The sequence below is a fragment of the Pseudarthrobacter sp. NPDC092424 genome, assembly GCF_044754925.1.
Lineage (GTDB): Bacteria > Actinomycetota > Actinomycetes > Actinomycetales > Micrococcaceae > Arthrobacter.
Genome location: NZ_JBIVQC010000007.1, coordinates 128,726 through 145,209, shown reverse-complemented (window position 1 = coordinate 145,209; position 16,484 = coordinate 128,726). Strand labels below are relative to the sequence as shown.

The window sequence follows — 16,484 nt, the reverse complement described above, 5'->3', positions numbered from 1 at the left end:
TAGACCCGGACGCTCTCTCACCGCCAAATAGGCGGTGAGAGAGCGTTTCCGGTTTTTCGGCTTCAAGTGGGAGAGCGTCCCTGCTTTTGTTGCATTAGGTGAGAGAGGGTCGCCGCGGAAGCGTTGGTTTTTCTAATCAGTATTGCTTAGAAAAGATCGCTTTATCTTATGTGAATCCCGGCCCATACTGATGGAAAGACCTCCTAGAACCACAGGAAAGAACGGGAAGAACCATGACCCACGTTGCAATCGAACCTGCAGTCGCCGGCGGCACCGCGCCGCGGACTGTCGACGTCGATGTGCCCCAGGCCAAAGCCCTGGCCGCTGACGCTGTCGCCCTGGTCCGCCACTGGCTGACCGAGGCATCCAAAGTGCCCGTGGACGCCTCGGCGCAGCAGCTCGCCGGCGTCCTCAAGGATCCGAACGGCCTGGAATTCACCGTCGGCTTCGTCGACGGCGTGGTTCGTCCGGAAGACCTGAACGTCGCCGCCAGGAACCTCGCGAAGCTTGCGCCCAAGGTTCCGGCGTTCCTGCCCTGGTACATGCGCAGCGCCGTCGCGCTCGGCGGCACCATGGCCCCGGTGATGCCGCAGGTTGTCATCCCCATCGCCCGCAAGGTCCTCCGCGAGATGGTGGGCCACCTGATCGTCGATGCCACCGACGCAAAGCTCGGCCCGGCCATCGCCAAGATCAGGAAGGACGGCATCAAGCTCAACGTCAACCTCCTTGGCGAGGCGGTCCTCGGCGAACACGAGGCATCCCGCCGGCTCGAAGGCACGCACAGGCTGCTGGCCCGTCCGGACGTGGACTACGTGTCCATCAAGGTCTCCTCCACTGTGGCCCCGCACTCCGCCTGGGCCTTCGACGAGGCCGTGGAGCACGTCGTCGAAAAGCTCACCCCGCTGTTCCAGCGCGCCAACGCCTTCGCGCGCGCCGGGAGCAGCACCGGCGGAACGGCCAAGTTCATCAACCTGGACATGGAGGAGTACAAGGACCTGGACATGACCATCGCGGTCTTCACCCGGATCCTGGACAAGCCCGAGTTCAAGAACCTCGAAGCCGGGATCGTGCTCCAGGCCTACCTTCCCGACGCCCTGTCCGCCATGATCCGGCTGCAGGACTGGGCAGCCGAACGCCGCGCCAACGGCGGGGCCGCCATCAAGGTCCGCGTGGTCAAGGGCGCCAACCTGCCCATGGAGCAGGTGGAAGCCTCCCTGCATGACTGGCCCCTGGCAACCTGGGGCACCAAGCAGGACTCCGACACCAGCTACAAGAGCGTCATCAACTACGCCCTCCACCCGGAACGGATCAAGAACATCCGGATCGGCGTGGCCGGCCACAACCTGTTCGACATTGCCTTCGCCTGGCTCCTGGCCAAGCAGCGCGGCATCGCGGATACCGCACAGCAGAGTATCGAATTCGAGATGCTGCTGGGCATGGCGCAGGGCCAGGCCGAAGCCGTCAAGAAGGACGTCGGCTCGCTGCTGCTCTACACCCCCGTGGTGCACCCGTCCGAGTTCGACGTGGCCATCGCCTACCTGATCCGCCGTCTGGAAGAGGGCGCGAGCCAGGAAAACTTCATGTCAGCGGTCTTCGAGCTCAGTGAAAACGAAGGACTCTTCGAGCGCGAGAAACAGCGCTTCCTCGCCTCGCTCGAGGCCTTGGACAACAGTGTTCCGGCGCCGAACCGCAAGCAGGACCGCAACCTGCCGCCCGTTCCGATGCCCCACACCGGCTTCCGGAACACCCCGGACACGGACCCGTCCCTCCCGGCCAACCGCGACTGGGGCCGGGCCATCCTGGAGCGCGTTCCCTCTTCCACGCTGGGCAACGCTTCCGTGCAGGCCGCCGTAATCAATGACGAGGCCACGCTCAACACGGCCATCAAGACCGCCGTCGAAAAGGGCAAGGCCTGGGGCGAACTCTCCGGCAACGAACGGGCAGAGATCCTGCACCGTGCCGGCGACATCCTGGAGGCCCGCCGCGCCGACCTCCTCGAAGTCATGGCCAGCGAAACCGGCAAGACCATCGACCAGGGCGATCCCGAGGTCAGCGAGGCCGTGGACTTCGCGCACTACTACGCCGAGTCCGCGCGGAAGCTGGACGAGGTCGACGGCGCCACGTTCGTCCCTGCCAAGCTCACCGTTGTCACTCCGCCATGGAATTTCCCGGTGGCCATCCCGGCAGGGTCCACCCTCGCGGCACTCGCCGCCGGCTCCGCCGTCGTCATCAAGCCGGCAAAGCAGGCCGCGCGAAGCGGAGCCGTGATGGTCGAAGCCCTCTGGGAAGCGGGCGTCCCGAAGGACGTGCTGACCATGGTTCAACTGGGGGAACGCGAGCTCGGCAAGCAGCTCATCTCCCACCCGGCCGTAGACCGAGTCATCCTCACCGGCGGCTACGAGACCGCAGAGCTGTTCCGCTCCTTCCGCAAGGACCTGCCGCTGCTGGCCGAAACCAGCGGCAAGAACGCCATCATCGTCACCCCCAGCGCAGACCTGGACCTGGCAGCCAAGGACGTGGCCTACTCCGCGTTCGGCCACGCCGGCCAGAAGTGCTCCGCCGCCTCGCTGGTGATCCTGGTGGGCTCCGTGGCCAAGTCCAACCGGTTCCACAACCAGCTCATCGACGCCGTCACTTCGCTCAAAGTGGGCTACCCGCAGGACCCCACCAGCCAGATGGGCCCCATCATCGAGCCGGCGAGCGGCAAGCTCCTGAACGCGCTCACCACCCTGGGCGAGGGCGAAACCTGGGCGGTTGAACCCAAGCAGCTGGACAGCACCGGAAAGCTGTGGAGCCCCGGGGTGCGCTACGGCGTCAAGCGCGGTTCCTACTTCCACCTGACCGAGTTCTTTGGGCCGGTCCTGGGCGTGATGACCGCAGAGACCCTGGAAGAGGCAATCGCCATCCAGAACCAGATCGAGTACGGCCTCACTGCCGGCCTGCACTCCCTGAACTCGGAGGAGCTGGGTATCTGGCTGGACTCCATCCAGGCGGGCAACCTCTATGCGAACCGCGGCATCACCGGTGCCATTGTGCAGCGCCAGCCGTTCGGCGGCTGGAAGAAGTCCGCTGTCGGTGCGGGCACCAAGGCCGGCGGTCCCAACTACCTGGCCGGACTGGGCGACTGGGTTTCGGCGGAGAGCACAGCCACGGCCGCGGTAACCCACGCCGGCGTCAGGCGCCTTCTCAACGCCGCCGGTGCCGCACTGCAGCCGGCCGAACTTGACTCCGTGAACCGTGCGCTGGCGTCCGACGCCGCCGCCTGGGCAGACGAGTTCGGCACGGCCAAGGACGTGTCCGGCCTGAGCGCGGAACGCAACATCTTCCGCTACCGCAGCCTGCCGGTCACCATCCGCCTCTCCGAGGGTGAGCCGCTGGCGCACCTGGTCCGGACTGCAGCAGCCGGCGTCCTGGCGGGCTCCGCGCTGACGGTGTCCGCCGCCGTCGAACTTCCCGCCCAGGTCCACGCCGTGCTCACTGGCCTGGACGTCAGCGTCACCGTGGAGTCCGACGCCGAATGGCTGGCATCCGCGGGCCGGCTCGCCCAGGCGGGCAAGCTCTCAGGAGCGCGCATCCGCCTCATTGGCGGCGACGCGGCGGCGCTCGCGGAGGCCACGGGCGGACGTCCCGACCTGGCCGTTTACACGCACCCGGTCACCGAGGCCGGGCGCGTGGAGCTGCTGCCGTTCCTGCACGAACAGGCCGTCAGCATCACCGCCCACCGGTTCGGCACCCCGAACCACCTGTCGGACGCGCTGATCTAGGTTCTTCGGCAATGGGCTGAACAAGCAGCAGGCCGGGCACCCACGGAATGTGGGTGCCCGGCCTGCTGTGCCAATGCGGTCAGCCCAGATACCAGCCGGGCGGCGTCCAGGTGAGCGGCACGCTGTGGGCCGAGAAATCCTCGCAGCCGGTGCACGTGTAGGCCACTTCGCCGAGTGCGGCAACGGCGCCGTCGCGGCGGTAAGTGGGCGGGATGTAGGACTCGAGGTAGATGAACTCGTCCGTTCGGCATTTGTCGCAGGTGGGCCGGCCGATGTATCCGGAGTCCACGGTTGCTCTGCCGGTGCCGAGCATGGACTGGCGTGTGGCTGGCCGTGCGGTGCGGTGCGGACGTGCGTGGGGCGTCGTCGAATGAATGTTGCTGGCTGTCGTCATTGGCTGCCTGTCCCGGGCGTCGAAACCTGGCCTGCTGGGCGCGCCCGTGTTGTTGTGCCGGCCGTTGCTTGACCTTGGGAAAATCAGCATAGATGACGCAAGCTTCCTGCATCAATGGAAATTTTGCAGCGCGGGGCCATATTCGGCCCAATCCCAGGGGTACTGGGCCGGATATGACCCCGCGCTGCGAGCGGTGTCAGGTCAGTGCGCCGTAAGCTGGCCGGCTCCCGCGGAGGCTGCCTTGCGGCGCTTGGCCTGGGCACGCACCGGCGGGACCACCAGGGCCGCCACGGAAATGGCCAGGAGCACCAGGGCGATTGGGCTGGTGAACACCGAGGCCCAGCCGTCCGTGATCAGTGCCCGGCGGAGGTTGGCCTCGGCCAGGGGGCCCAGGATCAGGCCCAATACTGCCGGTCCCGGCGGGAAGCCAAAGCGCAGCATGAACAGCCCCACGGCGGCGAAGGTCATCATCATGAAGACGTCGAAGACGCTGTTGTTGATGGAGTAGGTACCCACCATGCAGAAAATCAGGATGATCACCCAGAGGTAGTGGCTGGGAAGTTCCAGCAGCTTGACCATGCCCCTCATCCGCAGCAGGCTCAGTCCCAGCGTCAGGATGGTGGCGATCAGCATGATGGCCACCAGCGAGGACACCAGGTCCGGCCTGCTGCTGAACAGGGTGGGGCCGGGCTGGATGCCCCAGATCATCATGGAACCGATCATCACGGCCATGACGGAATCGCCAGGCACGCCCAGTGCCATGGTGGTGGTGACGCTTCCACCAAGGGTGGCGGTGCTGGAGGTGTCACCGGCCGTCAGGCCTTCGAGCGAGCCCTTGCCGAATTCCTCGGGGTGCTTGGAGACCTTGCGGGCGTTGTCCCAGGCGATGATGCCGGCGATGTCGCCGCCCACGGCCGGTACCAGCCCGACAATGGAGCCGGTGACTGCGCCAATTCCCATGGGCTTGAACAGCCGCTGCATGAGTTTTCGCCCTGGCATCCACTGCCCCAGCTGGGAGATGGGCTTGACGTGGTGTTCGTGCCGCCGCCGGGTGAGGATCTGGTTGAGGACCTCCGCCACGCCAAAGAATCCGATGATCACGGGAATGAACGGAATGCCGCCGTTCAGTTCCAGGACGTTCAGGGTGAAGCGGGCGTCGCCTGTGATGGGGTCGCGGCCAACCGTGGCCAGCAGCAGTCCGAAGGCTCCTGCGGCCAGTCCCTTGAGGATACGTCCGGAGGACACGCCCACCATCATGGTCAGGCCGAACACCACCAGGGCAAACATCTCCGGCGGGCCGAACTGGCGGGCGAACTCGGAGAGCGGGACGGCGGCGACGGCGAGGATCAGGATGCCAAAAAGCATGCCGAATGCGGAGCCGAATGCCGATGTTGTCAGCGCGAGGCCGGCCTTGCCCTTGAGCGCCAACGGATAGCCGTCGAACGTGGTGGAGATGGACGCCGGTGTGCCTGGGGTATTGATCAGGATGGCCGGAACCCGGTCCCCGAACTGCGCGGCCACATAGATGGTCAGGAGGACGGCCAGGCCCTGGATGGGTTCAAGCGTCAGCGTGAATCCGCTGGCGAGGGCCACGGCCATCGTGGCGGTGACGCCGGGGAAGGCACCCACAAGCATGCCCACGAGGATGCCCAGGCCGATGTACAGGAGGGTGTCCACTTGGAGGACGGCAAGAATGCCGTCTGTGACTGGAGAAGCGGCAATCTGGATCATAGGTTCACCCGCAATGCGACAACGAAGAGGAAATGGAGAAGCGCGGCCACGATGGCGGGAAACACGATCAGCGGTTTCCAGCCGCGTCCGCCGTACAGGAACGTGAGTCCGGCTGTGGCTGCCAGGGTGATGAGCCAAAACTGGAGGACATTCCAGAGCAGCAGGTAGCCCACCAGGATGGCGGCCGTGGCCAGCATGCGCCCTACGCCCCAGCCAGTAAGAGGCTCGGGAAGGTTGGCCCGGCTTACGCCGCGCAATACGTTGACAACCACCTGCAGGAGCCCGACGGCGACCAGCGCCCAGGCGAGCATGGTGGGCCAAAACGGGGGGCCCAGTTCCACGCGGACACCTGAGCGGATGGCCTGCGCAAGGACCAGGATGAGCACGCCGAAACCAATGGTGACGGCGGCCGGAACCAGTTCGCGGATGCGGTGCGCCCGGTCCGTGACCAGCGACTCGGGGGCTGGATGGATGTACGCTTCGGCGTGGTCCTGCTCAGGATTTGACGGATCCATCGCCGCCGGGGGGAGCGCTGCGGAATCGTTCATGGGAGTTTCCTAACTGGTACCGGGGCCGGCCGCCGGATGGCGGCCGGCCCCGATTCAGGAGCTATTTTCCTTGCGCCAACTTGATCCACGGGCCGTAGCGGTCGGCCTCTTCGTCAAGGAATGCCTTCATTTCTTCGGAGTCCTTGAAGGTGGGGACCAGGTTGGAGCTTTCGATGACCTTCCGGTACTCCGGGTCCTCGACGGCCTTGCCCATGGCCTCGGACAGCTTCTTCACCACGTCCTCCGGCGTTCCGGCCGGGGCCATGATGCCTACCCAGGAGGCGTTCTGGAGGTCGATGCCCTCCTCCTTGGCGGTGGGGACATCCGGGTTCTTGGGATCCCGTTCATCCGTGAGCATGGCCAGGTAGCGCAGCTTGCCGGCGTCCACCTGGTTCTTCTGGGTGCCGATGGCGTCGATGGAGAAGTCGACGTCACCTGCGGCCGCGGCCGCGACTGCCGGTGCGGAGCCGTCGAACGGGACGGATGTCAGTTCGATGCCGGCCAGTTCCTGGAGGCCCTGCGCCGGCGAGTCCCAGACCGAGCCGACGCCGGGGCTGGAGTAGGTCACCTTTCCGGGGTTGGCCTTGGCGTCCGCCACCAGGTCCTTGAGCGACTTGTAGGGGCTGTCCACCGGAACCGCGATGGCGCCGGGGCCGGCCAGGCCCTGCCCGATGGGCTCGTAGTTGGACGGGTCGATGTCGTAGTCCTGGAACTGGAGCGTGGCCACTTCCACACCCATCATCGACAGGTTGTAGCCGTCCGGCTTCTGGTCCTTGAGCCAGTTGTAGGCCACGGAGCCGTTGGCGCCGGGCTTGTTCTCGACGATGACCTCAACGCCAAGCTCCTTTTCCAGGATCGGCGCGATGGTGCGGGCGGTGAGGTCGCCCGAACCGCCCGCGGCCCAGGGAACGGTCAGCCTGATGTCCTGGCTCGGAAATTCAGCGTCAGCATTGCTGTTGTTGCCGGATGCACAGCCGCTGAGGACCATGAGGCCCATGGTCCCCACGGCCAGTGATTTGATGAAGGCTTTCATTTACGGTGGCTCCTTTGATTTCCGTAACGGGGTGCAACGCGGCCCTTCTTTGGGCGGCGTACTGGCTTTAGTTGTCGATCTTGTGCGCTAGGCGAACATATGTGCATAAATCGAACACTACCTGTAATGTAGTTCACACCGGGGGCCCCGGGCAATGCCTGCGCCCCAATCGTGACCAACGGGCCGTTTATTGCGGTGGTTTACAGGAGGGCGTGCGCATGAGTGCAGTCTCGGAATCGTATTTGGTTGGGCTGATCGGGGAGGGGACATCCCACTCCCTGACCCCCGCCCTGCACGAGCGGGAAGCCGATTGCTTTGGCCTCAGGTACCTATATCGCCCCGTAGACCTGACGGTCCTGAACCGCCCGGCCGCCGATGTGGGGAAGCTGCTGCAGGCTGGCCAGGACCTTGGATTCAACGCGTTCAACATCACGGTGCCGGCCAAGCAGGTGGTGCTTCAGTACCTGGATGAATTATCGGACGACGCCGCGCGGCTGGGTGCCGTCAACACCGTCCTGATCAGGGGCGGCCGGTTTATCGGCCACAACACCGACTATTCAGGCTTCGGCACGGCCCTTCAGGAAGGTCTTCCAGACGCGGAATTGGACCAAGTGGTGCAGTTGGGTGCCGGGGGCGCCGGTGCTGCCGTCGCCTACGCGCTGCTTGCGGCAGGCGCCAAGTCCCTGATCCTGGCGGACGTTGACCCGGTGCGGGCCGCGGAGCGGGCCGCCGCGATGTCCAGGCTCTTTCCGGGCCGCGACGTCCGCCAGGTACCGCTCGACAACGCCGCGGAGGCGCTGGCGGATGCGGACGGACTGGTCAACGCCAGTCCCGTCGGGATGCAGGGCCACGCCGGCATGCCGCTGGATCCGTCCGTCATCAAGCCGCGCCAATGGGTGGCGGACATCATCTACCGTCCTATCCAGACCGAATTGCTCAAGGCCGCCGCAGACAAAGGCTGCCGGGTGCTGGACGGCGGGCACATGGCGGTAGGCCAGGCCGTTGACGCCTTCCGCCTCATCACAGGCCTTGAACCACAGGCCCCCCGCATGCGGGAGCACTTCCTCAGCCTGCTCCGGCAGGGCAGGTAATGTAGCAGCCGTGAGCGCCGTCGAGGAAGAGCCCGCGCCTCCCCACTTTGTGAAGTCCGTGGAGAAGACGTTCGCGGTGCTGCTCGCCTTCACCTCCAAGGAACCACGGCTGACGGTTACCCAAGTGGCCGGACGGGCAGACCTCAGCCGCGCCGCCGCCCGGCGCTTCCTGCTCACCCTCACCGACCTTGGCTACCTGCGTGCTGAGGGAAATTTCTTTGAACTGACGCCCCGCACCCTCGACATCGGTGCTTCCTTCATGGCCAACCTGACACTGCCGCGGATCGCCGAACCGCATCTGAAGACGCTGGCGGCGGAGCTTGACGAGACCACGTCGCTATGCATCCTGGACCGGGATGACGTCGTCTACGTTGCGCGGGTGGCGGCGCCCCGGCTCCTGAGTGTTTCCATCAATGTCGGAACGCGCTTCCCGGCGTGGGCCACCTCAATGGGCCGGGTCCTGCTGGCGGGGCTCGCCGGCCATGAGCTGGACGCCTATCTGGAGACCGTCCAGCTGCGGCCCTTCACGGACCACACTGTGAGCACTATCGACGAGCTCCGGACGGCGGTGGATGCCGCCCGCCAGGCCGGGTGGGCCATTGTTTCGGGTGAGCTTGAGGAGGGCCTTCGCGGAGTTGCCGTGCCGGTGTGGCGGGGGAGCCAGGTGGTGGCAGCCCTGAATGTGTCGCTGCAACGACACCGGATCGGGCCGGGGGAGATCGAAAAGAGCATCGTGCCGCTGCTGCTGGACGCGGCCCGCCATATTGGCGACGACTATGGCGGACGCAGCCCGCACAGGAGTTAAGGCTGCTTCAGGGCGCGGCCCAGGATGGCCTGGGTCAGCGCATCCACCACCTCCGTGTTGGCCAGCGGGTTGCGGAGCAGGGTGAAATCGACGTCGCCTACCGGGGGCAGGTCAAAGCGTCGGGTGATGATCTTCAGGTCCTCCGGAACCAGCGACGATGGCATCACCGCCACCCCGATGCCGGCCCGGACCGCGGCCAGGACGCCGCTGATCTGCCGGGTGGTGCAAGTGATGCGCCACGTCCGGCCATGGGCCTCCAGCGCGTCGATAGCCAGCTTCCGGCTCAGGCTCGGCGCCGGGTAGGAGATCAGCGGCACCGGATGCCCCGGTTCAAGGTTGGTCTGTTCCAGCCCCACCCACGCGAACGAGTCGTGCTGTACCGGCGTGCCCTCCTTGGCGCCCGCGACCCACTTGACGAAGACCAGATCGAGCTGGCCTGCGTTGAGCCGGCGGTATAGCTGGTCGCTTTGGCCCACCGTGAGCTCCAGGTTGATCTGCGGATAGACCTGGCGGAACTCGCGCAGGATGCGCGGGAGGCCGGTGATGGCAAGGTCGTCGGCCGTCCCAAAGCGCAGCCGGCCACGCATGGCAGAGCCGGAGAAGTAGCGCGCTGCAGCATCGTGCGCCGAGAGGATGGTGCGCGCGAATCCTGCCATCGCGTCTCCGTTGTCCGTCAGCCTAACTTCACGCGTGTCCCTGGCGATCAGCCCGCGCCTGGCGGCGGCTTCGAGCTTGCGGACGTGCTGGCTGATGGTGGGCTGGGCAAGTCCCAGGCGTTCGGCCGCCTTGGTGAAGCTTTGGGTTTCCGCCACGGCCAGGAACGAACGGAGCTGGGCTGGGTCGAACACTGCGGGACCTCCGGTGCGGGAAACTTACTCATTACGTTCTGCAATGGGAGTTATAGGGGCGATGCCCCTCCATAATCGCGTGCACCCACCCTAGCGTTAAGCACATCCCGACCGCCCGTTTGTGAGGACCTTCCTGTGGCATCCCCTGCGCCATCACCGGCCACCGTCAGCCAGCCCGTCACCGACCCCGCGCTCCACCAAACCCAGCCCGTCGCCGTCGTACCCCAGCACCTTCCCTGGCGCCATACCTTCATCTCGCTGAAGGTCCCCAACTTCCGCATCTTTGCCATCGGCCATTTCGTGGCCGTCATTGCCCTGTGGATGCAGCGCATTGCACAGGACTGGCTGGTGCTGCAGCTGTCCGGTTCCGTGACCGCGGTGGGCATCACTGTTGCACTGCAGTTCCTGCCGTCCCTGCTGCTGGGGCCGTGGGGCGGGATGGTGGCTGACCGGTTCGCGAAGCTGAAGGTGCTGATTCTTTGCCAAGGGATGGCTGCCGTCCTGGCAGCGGCCCTCGCGGTGCTGGCCCTCAGCGGTGCCATCGAGGTGTGGCACGTCTACGGGATAGCTCTGGTTCTTGGCCTGGTCACGGTGCTGGACCAGCCTGCCCGCCAGGTGTTCGTCCATGAACTGGTGGGGCCGGCGTATCTGCGCAACGCCATCAGCGTCAACTCGACCACCTTCCAGCTGGGCGGGCTCATCGGCCCGGCCCTGGCCGGGCTGCTCCTGACTGCCGTAGGGGCCGGCTGGGCCTTCGTGGCCAACGCCGCGGCCTGCTGTTCCACGGTGGTGGCGCTGCTGGTCCTGCGCCGCGACCAGTTGTTCGTCAGTCCACCCGTGCCCGGAAGCAAGGGCATGCTCCGTGCCGGACTGCGCTATGCGCTGGGCAAGCCGACCATCTTCTGGCCCTGGCTGATGGCAGGTTTCGTCGCCGTCTTCGCATTGGGCCTGCCGGTGCTGCTTGCCGCCTTCGCGGACCATGTTTTCAACATCGGAGCCGGCGGATACGGCCTCCTCAACGCGCTGGTGGCCCTTGGTGCGCTGACCGGCGCCGTCGCGTCGACCCGGCGCCGCCAGCTGCGGCTGCGGTCGGTTGTGTTCTGCGCCGGAATGTACGGCACCATGCTGTGCCTGGCTGCGCTTGCACCGTCCCTGGCCTGGTTCGGTGCAGCGATGGTCCTCTCCGGGTTCTGGTGCCTCTTGTTCCTGACAGCAGCCAACCAGCTGGTCCAGGTCAGCTCGAACATGGGAATCCGCGGCCGCGTCATGAGCCTATACATCATGGTGCTGATGGGCGGACAGGCTATCGGCGGGCCCATGATCGGCTGGATCGCTGAACATGCAGGCCCGCAGCTTGCCCTGACCGTCTCCGGCGGTGTACCCGCGCTCGCGGCGGTGACAGTCGCCGCCGTGCTTGCGAGGAAGGGTTCGCTGCGCCTGAAGGTGGATGTGAAGGACCGCCGCCACCCGGTGCGGATCATCAGCCGCGCGATGCCCGCCTGACGCTGCCTTTAGGCTGGAAGGTGCGGGTACTCCGCGGCGCGCCCCTGGAACTCGAGCACGTCCTTGTTGCGGATGACGCCGTCGTGGATTTCGATGGCCCGGGAGATGGTGTCGTTGCCTTCCCAGGCCGCAGGGCCGCCGATGACCGTCTCCAGGAACGGCAGCAGCGCCAGGCTGATCTCCCACGTGGACGAATTCCAGAGGTAGGACGGGCTGTGGTCCACGGCGTAGTAGCCAATGTGGTTCCCCACCGTGAACATGGGCTCGGCGAAGGTGGTGCAGCGGGCCCAGCTAAAGCCCATGCCCTCGTCGCAGGAAACATCAACGATCAGGCTGCCCGGGCTGAAAGCGTCCAGGTCAGCTGTCCGAAGGTACGTCAGCGGATTGTTCGGGTCCTGCAGCGTGCAGTTGACCACAATGTCGCTCTCAGCCAGGAACGGTGCCAGGGGAACCCTGCCACGCTCGGTGATGACCTGGCTCAGGAAGGGGGCTTCGGGGTCGTGGTCAAACTGGACGATGTTGACCGAGTGGATCGGGGCGCCCACAGCGGCCACTTCCCGGTTGGTCAGCACCTGTACGTCGTGAATGCCGTGGGCGTTCAGCGCTGTCACGGCACCGCGGGCGGTGGCACCAAAGCCGATGACGACGGCGCTTAGCCGCCGCCCGTAATCGCCCGTCGATCCGGCCAGGGCGAGGGCATGCAGTACCGAGCAATAGCCGGCCAGTTCGTTGTTCTTGTGGAACACGTGCAGCCCGAAGCCGCCGTCGCTGGCCCAGTGGTTCATGGCCTCAAAGGCGATCAGGGTCAGCTTCTTGTCTACCGCAAGCTGGGTGATGGCACGGTCCTGGACGCAATGCGGCCAGCCCCACAGGACCTGGCCGTCCCGCAGGTCAGCCAGGTCCTCAGGCTGGGGTTTTGGCAGAAGCACGACGTCGGCCTCCGCCAGCAGCGCTTCCCGGCCCGCCATCCTGCCCACAAGGGTGGAGAGGTGGGCATCGGAGACGCCGAAACGCTCGCCGTAGCCCTGCTCGAGGATGATACGGCGCCGGACTTCGGGGGAGACGCGCTCAAAATGCAGCGGATGGATGGGAAGGCGGCGTTCGTCCGGTTTACGTGTGGACGCCAGGACGCCGAGGGTTAGTTGGCTCTGTAGGCCGGTCACTTCTTTTTGGCGGCCTTGCCGGAGGTGATGTCCAGGGAACTCGCCGGTGCTGCGGCTGCGCGCTTATCTGCGCGCTTTTCCTTGATGGACTTGCCGGATTTTTTGGATGCTGCTTGACGGGGGGACTTGTCAGCCATGGTTGCTCCTGTAGTGGAACCGAATAGGTTCCTGACTACTGACGATACATGGCCGTACCTAATGGGAGGCGGCCGGCAACCGGGGAATTGTGGCAACCGGGGGAAGTGTGGAGCGGCTGACGGGAATCGAACCCGCGTATCAAGCTTGGGAAGCTAGCGCTCTACCATTGAGCTACAGCCGCGACGCCCCGCGTGCGGGGCAGGACTTAGCTTAGCGCAGATCAGCGCAGCACCCGCCAACCGCTGCCTCCGGAGGCCGTGTCCTGTTGCTTCCTGCGTCATCCAGTAACTCTTCAATAACGTCCGCCGCCCTGGTTAGGACCCGCCGCGCGGCGCTGGCTAACCTGATCCGGGCGGCCGCTGCGAATGTGGCCGCACGGCAAACGGACGGCGACACGGGAAGAATCTGATGGCATTCGCGGAGCACGAGGTCCTTATCAGGCGCGACGCGCTGTCTGTCTACCTCTACCTCGTTGACGCCACCAACCTGCCCTCATGGCGTGACGGCGTGCGGAGCGTCAAGCTGCTGCACGGGTCCGCCGGGACCAAGGGCGCCGTCTACCGGCAGATGGTGGCCGGCCGGTCCGGCCTCAGCATTCCGGCTGACCTGGAACTCGTTGAAGCCCGCCCCGGCGCCGAGGTCCAGTTCCGCGTGGTTTCCGGACCTGGCCGCAGGTCCGGCGGTTACTATCTGAGCACGGAGCCGGCCGGCACGCGCGTTCGGTTCGCGCTCGAAGCCAGGCCCGAGGGGCCCTTCGGGTTCCTCAACCGGATGGTGCAGCGCAGCCTTGAAGCGGACGTCGCCCAGCTTGAGCGGCTCAAGGGTGTCATGGAGCTCCAGCTCGCCAGCTGACCGGCGCGGCAGCCCTACTGCGCGAGCCTCTGGCCTGACCAGGACCCGGCAATGGACGACGGCGACGCGAGCTTGCCGCTGGTAAGGTCCCAGTACTGCAGGACATCAGTTCCCCGTCGCAGCGCCAGCCCCGTTGAGTTCAGGGCGGTCACATCCCGGAGCGGCCGCACGCTGGTAACGTCCTGCCAGCCGGTGGCCACGGTGGCGCGGACTTCCGCGGGCAGGACGGTGGTGCCGATGCCGCGGTACAGGACCACCGCGCCGTCAGTCCGCAGGGCCAGGACATCCTGGAAGCCGTCGGCGTTGTAGTCGACCATCGTGATGCGGGCCGCGGTCACGCCGGACGTCACCAGAACCCGGGTTGCCAGGTCCGCAACGCCCCGGTTGGGATAGAGGTAGAGGTTCCCTGCGGTATCCAGGGCCAGGATCTGGGGCATCCGATTGTTGGCACACCAACCGCCGACTGCCAGCTTGAGGCTGTCCCATCCGCCGTTGCCCAGGGTGAGCGGAGACTGGAACCCGCCGCCGGCAAGTCCGCGGTGCAGGGTCAGGTTGCCGGTGCTGTTCCACTGGGTCAGGAGGTCGTAGGCGCCGTCGCGGTCCCAGTCAGTAGTGAAGACTTCCTTGGCACCGCCGAACCCTGATCCGATGGCCTTGGCCGCGCCGTACGTCCCTGCGCCCGTGGAAGGACGGTTCAGCAGTTGCCCGGAAGCATTTACGGTGACGATGTCCGCTGCGCTGTTGATCGAGGCGGCGGAAAGGTCCAGCGTGGGCGGCATGTGCTTGGCAGTGGGGTCGCACAGGCTGGGCGGGGGAGCGGGGAAGGCGCCGCCGGGGTCTGTGGTGGAGCCGCCGGGAGCCGTGGTGGTTCCGGCCGGGAGGGTGCTGTAGCCGAAGAAGTTGACCACACCCCAGATCTTGTAGGTGCTGTCCGTGTACGTGATGCCCGCGCCCATAACGTTAAACCGCGGGTCCAGCAGCAGGGCGTTGTGGCCCGGGGAGCCCTTCCACCAGTTCACCAGGAGGGCGGGGTCACGGATCGTGTTGATGGAGATGACTTCCCCGGCGCCCTTGTCCGGGCTTAGCGCGCGCGGGTCGAGCCAGAAATTTGCCCGGTGTTCGATGACTTCGCGGCTGGCGATACTGTCTGACCACTCCTGCGCCATGCCGGCCACGGTGGCGTGGTACTTCAGCGGCGCCAGGCTCTTGGACACGCGGTACTCATTGATGAGGTTGAAGAGTTTGAGGATGTCGGCCGCGTTGCTGTCCTTGACCAGCGCCTGGGTGGACGGCAGTGGTTCTTCCGGTTCGGGCGGCGCCGCTGCCGCTCCGACCATCGAGTTGGCCAATTGACGGTCGGTGGCCCACAACGCCGGGATCCAGTTGGGGGAGGGCTTTGTTTCCGCAGGCGGTGTTCCGGTTGCGGGTGGGTCCGCAGGGGCGGACGGTGAAGGCGCAGGGGCGGCCGGCGGCACGGGGCTGGCAGGTGCTGGATCCGGACCATGGGTGGTGCCCGCGGCAGGTGCCTCTTCCTTTCCGGCGGCGGGTGCCTCGGCAAACCCGTCCGAAGAGCCGGGGGCCTGAGGCGTGGAAGCCGCGCTGCCGGCGTCGTCGGCTCCATGGGAGCCGGCAAGCCGCGGCCGTTCCCGGAGAGAATCCCTGGCCTGCTGGGGCTCCGCGTCCTTCTCCGCCGGTACGGGAGGACTATCGTCCGGCAGGGCACTCTCCGGCTGCGCGGCGGCCGACAGTGCTGACCCCGCCGATGGTCCGGTCTGGGGGGATCCGGGCGGCGCGCCCGCAGGGGACGAAACCAGCGCGACGGTACATAAGGTACCGATCACGGCGTTTGCCAGCCATTTTTTCACAAGATCCCCAGCTCAGTCGGGCCATCCGGGAGACCATCCGGCGCCTGAATGTTCACACGCAACATTAGCCCCACCTGTTGACGGCAACAACGGGTGCGCGATGCGGTGTGGATAACCCATACGGTAATTTGGGACAGTGCTGATCTCTGACCGCGACATTCGTGCCGAAATTGACTCCCGCCGGATTGTGCTTGAACCGTACGATGCCGCGATGGTGCAGCCGTCCTCCGTGGACGTGCGGATCGACAAGTTCTTCCGCCTTTTCGATAACCACAAGTACGCGCACATCGACCCCGCGCAGGAGCAGCCCGAGCTGACCCGCCTGGTGGAGGTGGAGGAGGACGAGGCGTTCATCCTGCACCCGGGCGAGTTCGTCCTGGGCTCCACCTATGAGACCGTGACGCTCCCGGACGACATCGCCGCCCGCCTGGAGGGCAAGTCGTCGCTGGGCCGCCTCGGCCTGCTGACGCACTCCACCGCCGGGTTCATCGACCCCGGGTTCTCCGGCCACGTAACCCTGGAACTGTCCAACATGGCTACGTTGCCCATCAAGCTGTGGCCCGGTATGAAGATCGGCCAGCTCTGCTTCTTCCGGCTGACCTCAGCCGCCGAATTCCCCTATGGCCAGGGCGAGTACGGGAACCGGTACCAGGGCCAGCGCGGCCCCACCGCGAGCCGCAGCCACCTGAACTTCCACCGCACGGGCATCTGAGCGGGCACTTCGGCAACCGGCCTGCGCAGCCGGGGCT

The 16,484-nt window shown here is 66.1% G+C and carries 14 protein-coding genes and 1 tRNA gene; 6 read left to right on the top strand and 9 right to left on the bottom strand.

Features of this window, described 5'->3' with window-relative positions:
• The first annotated feature begins 233 nt into the window (after window positions 1-233).
• Complete coding sequence (locus ACIQCN_RS11860) at window positions 234-3,764, top strand: bifunctional proline dehydrogenase/L-glutamate gamma-semialdehyde dehydrogenase (protein ID WP_400611112.1); 3,531 nt, start codon at window positions 234-236, stop codon at window positions 3,762-3,764.
• Window positions 3,765-3,843: 79 nt separating this feature from the next.
• On the opposite strand, the gene ACIQCN_RS11855 is transcribed toward ACIQCN_RS11860, so the two are convergent.
• The 4 genes from ACIQCN_RS11855 to ACIQCN_RS11840 form a co-directional block, all read right to left on the bottom strand.
• A complete protein-coding gene (locus tag ACIQCN_RS11855) occupies window positions 3,844-4,158 on the bottom strand; it encodes a hypothetical protein (protein WP_400605401.1) in 315 nt (104 codons plus the stop codon).
• A 201-nt stretch (window positions 4,159-4,359) separates the two neighbouring features.
• Complete coding sequence (locus tag ACIQCN_RS11850; protein WP_400611110.1) at window positions 4,360-5,889, bottom strand: tripartite tricarboxylate transporter permease; 1,530 nt, start codon at window positions 5,887-5,889, stop codon at window positions 4,360-4,362.
• The gene (locus ACIQCN_RS11845) at window positions 5,886-6,437 is read right to left on the bottom strand and encodes a tripartite tricarboxylate transporter TctB family protein (RefSeq protein WP_400611108.1); all 552 of its coding nucleotides are present in this window, start codon (window positions 6,435-6,437) and stop codon (window positions 5,886-5,888) included. Before ACIQCN_RS11845 ends, ACIQCN_RS11850 begins: the two co-directional genes overlap by 4 nt.
• A 61-nt stretch (window positions 6,438-6,498) precedes the next feature.
• Window positions 6,499-7,470 carry a Bug family tripartite tricarboxylate transporter substrate binding protein gene (locus ACIQCN_RS11840; protein WP_400605395.1) on the bottom strand — a complete coding sequence of 324 codons (972 nt, stop codon included), beginning with the start codon at window positions 7,468-7,470 and terminating at the stop codon, window positions 6,499-6,501.
• A gap of 218 nt (window positions 7,471-7,688) precedes the next feature.
• On the opposite strand from ACIQCN_RS11840, the gene ACIQCN_RS11835 reads away from it, so the two are divergent.
• Complete coding sequence (locus tag ACIQCN_RS11835; RefSeq protein WP_400611106.1) at window positions 7,689-8,561, top strand: shikimate dehydrogenase; 873 nt, start codon at window positions 7,689-7,691, stop codon at window positions 8,559-8,561.
• Between the two features lie 10 nt (window positions 8,562-8,571).
• Entirely contained in the window at window positions 8,572-9,366 is a 795-nt protein-coding gene (locus ACIQCN_RS11830) for an IclR family transcriptional regulator C-terminal domain-containing protein (protein ID WP_400605391.1), read from the top strand.
• On the opposite strand, the gene ACIQCN_RS11825 is transcribed toward ACIQCN_RS11830, so the two are convergent.
• Window positions 9,363-10,214: a LysR substrate-binding domain-containing protein gene (locus ACIQCN_RS11825; protein WP_400605389.1), complete on the bottom strand. Its 852-nt coding sequence runs from the start codon at window positions 10,212-10,214 to the stop codon at window positions 9,363-9,365. The genes ACIQCN_RS11830 and ACIQCN_RS11825 overlap by 4 nt on opposite strands.
• A 135-nt stretch (window positions 10,215-10,349) precedes the next feature.
• Between ACIQCN_RS11825 and ACIQCN_RS11820 the strand changes: the two genes are divergently transcribed.
• Window positions 10,350-11,717 (top strand): MFS transporter, encoded by a 1,368-nt coding sequence (locus ACIQCN_RS11820; RefSeq protein WP_400605387.1) that lies wholly within the window; start codon window positions 10,350-10,352, stop codon window positions 11,715-11,717.
• Between the two features lie 8 nt (window positions 11,718-11,725).
• Here the strand turns inward: ACIQCN_RS11820 and ACIQCN_RS11815 are convergent, their stop codons facing one another.
• The 3 genes from ACIQCN_RS11815 to ACIQCN_RS11805 all read right to left on the bottom strand — a co-directional run bounded on the left by ACIQCN_RS11815 (window position 11,726) and on the right by ACIQCN_RS11805 (window position 13,199).
• The gene (locus ACIQCN_RS11815) at window positions 11,726-12,880 is read right to left on the bottom strand and encodes a N(5)-(carboxyethyl)ornithine synthase (protein WP_400611104.1); all 1,155 of its coding nucleotides are present in this window, start codon (window positions 12,878-12,880) and stop codon (window positions 11,726-11,728) included.
• Window positions 12,877-13,017 (bottom strand): hypothetical protein, encoded by a 141-nt coding sequence (locus tag ACIQCN_RS11810; protein WP_400605384.1) that lies wholly within the window; start codon window positions 13,015-13,017, stop codon window positions 12,877-12,879. The genes ACIQCN_RS11815 and ACIQCN_RS11810 overlap by 4 nt, the downstream gene beginning before the upstream one ends.
• A gap of 108 nt (window positions 13,018-13,125) precedes the next feature.
• A tRNA-Gly gene (locus ACIQCN_RS11805) sits at window positions 13,126-13,199 on the bottom strand.
• A gap of 227 nt (window positions 13,200-13,426) precedes the next feature.
• On the opposite strand from ACIQCN_RS11805, the gene ACIQCN_RS11800 reads away from it, so the two are divergent.
• Window positions 13,427-13,870: an SRPBCC family protein gene (locus tag ACIQCN_RS11800; protein ID WP_400605382.1), complete on the top strand. Its 444-nt coding sequence runs from the start codon at window positions 13,427-13,429 to the stop codon at window positions 13,868-13,870.
• A 14-nt stretch (window positions 13,871-13,884) separates the two neighbouring features.
• Here ACIQCN_RS11800 and ACIQCN_RS11795 read toward each other — a convergent pair whose 3' ends face one another.
• On the bottom strand, window positions 13,885-15,240 hold the full coding sequence (locus ACIQCN_RS11795; protein ID WP_400611102.1) for a CAP domain-containing protein: 1,356 nt from the start codon (window positions 15,238-15,240) through the stop codon (window positions 13,885-13,887).
• A gap of 631 nt (window positions 15,241-15,871) precedes the next feature.
• On the opposite strand from ACIQCN_RS11795, the gene dcd reads away from it, so the two are divergent.
• A complete protein-coding gene (dcd, locus tag ACIQCN_RS11790; protein WP_400605378.1) occupies window positions 15,872-16,447 on the top strand; it encodes a dCTP deaminase in 576 nt (191 codons plus the stop codon).
• The last annotated feature ends 37 nt before the right edge of the window (window positions 16,448-16,484 follow it).

What these genes read in the sequence shown, in the direction of transcription:
- ACIQCN_RS11850 (WP_400611110.1), bottom strand. Translation starts at nt 5,889, where the DNA reads ATGATCCAGATTGCCGCTTCTCCAGTCACAGACGGCATTCTTGCCGTC.
- ACIQCN_RS11855 (WP_400605401.1), bottom strand. Translation starts at nt 4,158, where the DNA reads ATGACGACAGCCAGCAACATTCATTCGACGACGCCCCACGCACGTCCG.
- ACIQCN_RS11840 (WP_400605395.1), bottom strand. Translation starts at nt 7,470, where the DNA reads ATGAAAGCCTTCATCAAATCACTGGCCGTGGGGACCATGGGCCTCATG.
- ACIQCN_RS11845 (WP_400611108.1), bottom strand. Translation starts at nt 6,437, where the DNA reads ATGAACGATTCCGCAGCGCTCCCCCCGGCGGCGATGGATCCGTCAAAT.
- ACIQCN_RS11835 (WP_400611106.1), top strand. Translation starts at nt 7,689, where the DNA reads ATGAGTGCAGTCTCGGAATCGTATTTGGTTGGGCTGATCGGGGAGGGG.
- ACIQCN_RS11800 (WP_400605382.1), top strand. Translation starts at nt 13,427, where the DNA reads ATGGCATTCGCGGAGCACGAGGTCCTTATCAGGCGCGACGCGCTGTCT.
- ACIQCN_RS11810 (WP_400605384.1), bottom strand. Translation starts at nt 13,017, where the DNA reads ATGGCTGACAAGTCCCCCCGTCAAGCAGCATCCAAAAAATCCGGCAAG.
- ACIQCN_RS11860 (WP_400611112.1), top strand. Translation starts at nt 234, where the DNA reads ATGACCCACGTTGCAATCGAACCTGCAGTCGCCGGCGGCACCGCGCCG.